The following is a 5,576-nucleotide window of genomic DNA, read 5'->3' on the forward strand; positions in this document are numbered from 1 at the left end:
GCCCAATGCCCAATGCCCAATGCCCAATGCCCAATGCCCAATGCCCAATGCCCCACTCTCTTCATTCCTCTACCCTACGACGACGCCGACGCGGCCTTTCCTGTTGGTCTTCACGCAAGCGGCGACCGACTTCATTAAAGAAATCTCTTCGTAGATAAGGATAATCGCTCACCCAGAGGTTACGACTGGGAAAGTATATATCACTGAATTCTTCAATACTGCTCAAATCTGCGCGATTTGACATTAATACCATTTCTGCAATTTGACCACGAGCAATGGCTTTGTGGGCAGGACGCAGTGGTGCCATAAACTCAATGGTAAATCCTGTGTCATCGCCTATCTCTAAGTTAATCTGTTTTTCTCGGTTTTCTACAATCACCAATTCGCCTTTGCTGTTGACGGTTTCTTGTTTACCAATCAACTGGTCTGTAATCCACCAATCCAGTACTCGACCACGAAAAAAGCCGCTGTACTTGTAACGGCGACATTGGGAATTCCGCATACTTGCCTGAAACACTGGATACCACAACCAAAAAAAAGCGCTAATAACCCCTAGCACAAATACTATTGAACCAAACTCAAGCCTGAACAAGGCTTTTACAAGTAGAATAACAACTACAGTAACTACAGAAATTAATAGCCGTTGCAAAAAATTTGAAAAATTCCCCCAGTAGTACTTGTACTGTAGGCCAGTGGCAATCAGGGGGACGAGTTGTTCAAATTTCTGGCGAGTCAGTGGGACAAGCATGAGTGCGAAGGTTTAGAGTATCTTTTCTAATCCATATACTAACGACTTTAGCGCCAGGACTTTGCGAATCGCTAATAGCACTCCTGGCATATAGCAAGCGCGATCGCTCGTATCATGTCGTAAAGTATAAATCTGACCTGATGCGCCAAAAATCACTTCTTGATGGGCAACTAACCCCGGCAAGCGCACGCTGTGAATCCGAATGCCTTCGTCTGCCTGACTACCCCTGGCTCCTGGTAATTTCTCCGTTTCTTCCACAAGAGGCGAGTTAAAAGTTTTACCCAATTCTCCTAATAACTGTGCCGTTTGAATTGCTGTACCACTGGGAGCATCAGCTTTTTGGTTATGATGCAGCTCGATAATTTCCACGTGGTCAAAATATTTAGAAGCTGCAACTGCGGCTTGTTGCAACAACACCATTCCAATAGAGAAGTTAGGGATAATTAGGCATCCGGTACTGGCTTTATCCGCAAAGTCTGCTAAGTCTTGAATTTGTTCGAGACTTAACCCCGTAGTGCCAACTACCGGACGAATCCCATAGGCGATCGCACTACGAATATTGTCATATACTGAATCGGGATGAGTAAAGTCTACAATTACCGCCGGGGGTGAATGTCTGTCGCCAGCCACATACCCTAACATCGGTTCTAATTGATTGGTAATCGGCACTTCCAGCGGTTCGCTTAAACCCGCTAATTCTCCAGCGTCTTTATCTTGATGTTCCAGACTGTGGTCAATTGCACCCACTAGGTTCAAGTCCGGTGCTTGCGCCACCGCTTTAACCACCTCACGGCCCATCTTACCAGCAGCACCGTTGACAATAACTGGGATAGGAGCTTGATTCGTCATAGGTCGAGAAATACTTTTTGAGTCACCAAGGGAATTGTAGAGACTTTGGTGATCTAGTGGCTACCTCCTCAAGTTTCTGGTTAAACTATTTCAGGACTTACGCAAGTGTCATATTTTTAACGCCAGAGGTTGTCCAGAGTCAAAGGTCAAAAGTCCAAAAAACCTTGATTTTTGACCGCCACTTCGCCTCGTTCCCAGCCTCCAGGCTGGGAATGTATTCCGAGAGGGCTGCTGCCTCTGCTCAAGCCACTGGAGGCGGAGCCTCCGAAAATGGGTTCCTAGCCTCCAGGCTAGGAACCAGTTAGGGCAAAGCTTAGAGCTTTTCTTAGTGCCATTCGGCATTGGGCATTGGGAGAAAAGGGAAAATTGTATCTTATGTTTAGTGGTTAATGCTTGATGCTCAATTTTGAACTAAGATCTAAAATTTAAAATCTAAAATTGGTATGTGGGCGATTTTAAAGTGTCATAATTTTTACATAAAAAAAGAGCTAGAAAATTAATTTTCTAGCTCTAGGTTGGAGACAAAAGAATCATCAAATCAAGGCTGACTTTGCGAAGAACTAGATTCTTCCTAAGTTATGTAGCCCTAAGATAATACCTGTACCTAAGATATGACCAAAGGCGAAAGTTGCTAATAATGCAGGTAAACCAAACCCACCAAGTGGATTGGGTAAGGGTAGAGCTGGTTCCGCATTAGGATACTTGATTGTGGATTTGCCAAAGGCAATAGCAGCGAGATTCGCCAGAATCATGATTATCCCAACTGTAGGACTCCATGACAGGGGTGTAGTTGCAGCAGCTAGTAAGGTCGAAGTTAACACCTGATTTGCTCCTGAAATTTATTAATGATTGAAAATATAATCTGAGTATTTCAGAGGTTAATTCCAGAAAACTTCTAATTTTGCATTAATATTTAACAGTTATTCTAACTACTTAATACAACTACCCTCCTTCTCCGGCTTGTTCGCCGCTAGGTACTAATTGAGTCTTGCTTGCGATCGCCCACACAGTCCATCCTGAAAAAAGATGAGGGCAAACCCTTGATCAAGGTAGTTGGAGACTCAGACGCGTTAAAATAGAGAGTAGTGGGTAAACAGCCTAATCGATACAAACTCTGGACTTCAATCCTCTGAGAAGCGTCATAGGACATTTTTTCTAAATAACAAAAGTAACTGCATTAATTGCCAAAGTGAAGTGAAAGCGCGATCGCTCTAAAGATAATTTACACTCAAAGTGACAACGATTAATTGCAGCTTCTGTTATGTCCTCAACTCTAGATTCTTTGCCACCTGCACTCGCTAAAATTGTCCAGCGCTTTCAACGCGCTTCCGAACCTAAGCGACGCTACGAACAGCTAATCTGGTATGCTCAGAAACTTAATGAGTTTCCAGAAGCTGATAAAATACCTGAAAATAAAGTTCCTGGTTGCGTTTCTCAAGTTTATGTCACAGCATCTCTTAATGATGGTAAGGTTGCGTTTCAGGGCGATTCTGATTCCCAGTTAACCAAAGGATTAGTAGGACTTCTAGTTGAAGGATTGCAGGGACTAACGCCAACTGAAATTGTCCAACTTACCCCAGATTTTATTCAAGCAACAGGCTTAAATGTTAGTCTGACACCTTCCCGTGCTAATGGGTTTTACAATATTTTTAAAACCATGCAAAAAAAAGCATTGGAATGTAAGTTAGATTTACCTAGCTAAACTTGGTCTTTGGGCATTGGGCATTGGGCATGGGGTATGGGACATGGGGCATGGGGCATGGGGCATTGGGCATTGGGCATGGGGCATTGGGCATTGGTGAATAAACAAATGACAAATGACAAATGACAAATGACAAATGACAAATGACAAATGACAAATGACAAATGACAAATGACAAATGACAAATTTATTATCTACATCTGCTGCTACTGGCTTTGGTGGAGTAGTTCAAGAATATCTGTGGAATTGGGAAAATCAGCAATTGCGCGTTGTTTATGAAATCCTTGGTAAAGGTTCACCGCTATTGCTATTACCAGCTTTCAGCAGTGTTTCGACGCGCTTGGAAGTGGGCGAACTTGCTAATTTACTAGCTCCCAATTTTCAAGTTGTAGCCGTAGACTGGCCTGGATTTGGAGAATCTTCTCGCCCTAGTTTAAATTATCGACCGGAAATATATCAGCACTTTCTGGGAGATTTTGTCAAAGCTGTTTTTAATACTCCTGTTACTGCGATCGCGGCTGGTCATGCTGCTAGTTACGTTTTACAATTGGCTGTCAAACAGCAAACTACTTTCTTACGAATTGTGTTGTTAGGCCCTACTTGGCGTGGCCCTTTGCCGACAATGGGGGCAAGTCAGCAAATAGCTGGCATTGTGAGAGAATTGGTGCGATCGCCTATACTTGGTCAAGCTCTCTACAAACTCAACACTACTCAATCTTTCTTAAGTTTTATGTACCGCCGTCACGTCTTTACTGACGCGGCTAAAATTACACCCAACTTCATAGAGAAGAAATGGCACACGACTCAACAACCAGGAGCGCGATTTGCTTCTGCCGCCTTTGTAACTGGTAATCTTGATGCTGTACACGAACAATCTGATTTTTTAGCACTTGTGCAGTCTTTAACCGTACCGCTTATGGTAGTAATTGGGGAATCCAGCCCTCCAAAATCACGAGAGGAAATGAACGCTTTGGTAGCTTTACCAGGAGTAAAAAGCGTTGTTATTCCTGGTTCTCTGGGACTGCATGAAGAATACCCAGCAGATGTTTTAGAAGCAGTTCAAGATTTTTTGTTATCCCCAGAAAATTAAATTATGTGATTATTTTGCTGAAACAAAAAAAACAGCAAGTTCGCACACAAATATAAAAAGATTTATGATATGTGATAATGATTATCCATAAGGTGAGATAAGGGGAATTTAGAGTATGGTGGCTGACGTAATCAACAATTCAGTTCCCGTTACTGTTCTGACTGGCTATTTGGGAGCAGGTAAAACGACTCTACTCAATCACATCCTCACCTACGAACACGGCAAAAAAGTTGCTGTGATTGTCAATGAATTTGGGGAAGTGGGTATTGATAATCAATTGATTATCGATGCAGATGAAGAAATATTTGAAATGAATAATGGCTGTATCTGTTGCACAGTGCGTGGTGATTTAATTCGCATCATTGGCAATTTGATGAAGCGACGCGATAAATTTGACCATTTAGTAATAGAAACGACTGGATTAGCCGATCCTGCACCAGTGATTCAGACATTTTTTGTAGATGAAGATTTACAAAGCCAACTGTCTTTAGATGCCGTGGTGACAGTCGTAGATGCCAAACATATTTGGCAGCACTGGGATGCAGACGAAGCCCAAGAACAGATTGCTTTTGCTGATGTAATTTTACTTAATAAAACAGATTTAGTAGCGCCATTCGAGTTGGATGAATTAGAAAAACGGATTCGGGCGATGAATGCGATCGCCAAAATCTACCGCACCCAAAATTCTGAACTAGGAATGGATGCTTTATTAGGTGTCAAAGCCTTTGATTTAGACCGTGCATTAGAAATTGATCCAGATTTCTTAGGCGAAGATGCTCATGTACACGATGAAAGTGTCTTTTCTGTAGCTTTAGTAGAAGCAGGTGCAGTCGATGGAGAAAAATTAAACACTTGGCTTTCGGAGTTACTGCGTACCCAAGGGACAGATATCTTTCGCATGAAAGGCATTTTAAATATTGCTGGAGAAGATAATCGATTTGTATTCCAAGGGGTACACATGATATTTGATGGCAAACCCGATCGCCCCTGGAAACCCAGCGAAACCCCTAAAAACGAACTAGTCTTCATCGGTCGCAACCTCGATGCAGCCCAACTCAAGCAAGATTTCCTCGCCTGTCTAGCGTAAAACAAGCTGTTCTGAAGCAGAGGAGCAGAGGAGCAGAGGAGCAGGGGGAGATGAATTAATAACCAATGCCCAATGCCCCATGCCCAATGCCCCATGCCCC

6 protein-coding genes are annotated in these 5,576 nt (G+C 42.9%); 3 read left to right on the forward strand and 3 right to left on the reverse strand.

Annotation, left to right across the window (positions count from 1 at the left end):
* Positions 1 to 61: 61 nt before the first annotated feature.
* From IQ246_RS28520 to psaK, 3 genes are all read right to left on the reverse strand, one after another.
* Positions 62 to 748 carry a phosphate ABC transporter permease gene (locus IQ246_RS28520; protein ID WP_194006652.1) on the reverse strand — a complete coding sequence of 229 codons (687 nt, stop codon included), beginning with the start codon at positions 746 to 748 and terminating at the stop codon, positions 62 to 64.
* A 12-nt stretch (positions 749 to 760) separates the two neighbouring features.
* Complete coding sequence (gene dapB / locus IQ246_RS28525) at positions 761 to 1,597, reverse strand: 4-hydroxy-tetrahydrodipicolinate reductase (RefSeq protein ID WP_194006653.1); 837 nt, start codon at positions 1,595 to 1,597, stop codon at positions 761 to 763.
* 560 nt (positions 1,598 to 2,157) lie between these two features.
* Positions 2,158 to 2,418 carry a photosystem I reaction center subunit PsaK gene (gene psaK, locus IQ246_RS28530; protein WP_194006654.1) on the reverse strand — a complete coding sequence of 87 codons (261 nt, stop codon included), beginning with the start codon at positions 2,416 to 2,418 and terminating at the stop codon, positions 2,158 to 2,160.
* A 440-nt stretch (positions 2,419 to 2,858) separates the two neighbouring features.
* On the opposite strand from psaK, the gene IQ246_RS28535 reads away from it, so the two are divergent.
* The 3 genes from IQ246_RS28535 to IQ246_RS28545 all read left to right on the forward strand — a co-directional run bounded on the left by IQ246_RS28535 (position 2,859) and on the right by IQ246_RS28545 (position 5,476).
* The gene (locus IQ246_RS28535; protein WP_194006655.1) at positions 2,859 to 3,299 is read left to right on the forward strand and encodes a SufE family protein; all 441 of its coding nucleotides are present in this window, start codon (positions 2,859 to 2,861) and stop codon (positions 3,297 to 3,299) included.
* A 178-nt stretch (positions 3,300 to 3,477) separates the two neighbouring features.
* Entirely contained in the window at positions 3,478 to 4,389 is a 912-nt protein-coding gene (locus IQ246_RS28540; RefSeq protein WP_194006656.1) for an alpha/beta fold hydrolase, read from the forward strand.
* Positions 4,390 to 4,504: 115 nt separating this feature from the next.
* The gene (locus IQ246_RS28545) at positions 4,505 to 5,476 is read left to right on the forward strand and encodes a GTP-binding protein (RefSeq protein WP_194006657.1); all 972 of its coding nucleotides are present in this window, start codon (positions 4,505 to 4,507) and stop codon (positions 5,474 to 5,476) included.
* Positions 5,477 to 5,576: the final 100 nt, after the last annotated feature.

The sequence above is a fragment of the aff. Roholtiella sp. LEGE 12411 genome, from assembly GCF_015206995.1.
Lineage (GTDB): Bacteria > Cyanobacteriota > Cyanobacteriia > Cyanobacteriales > Nostocaceae > Komarekiella.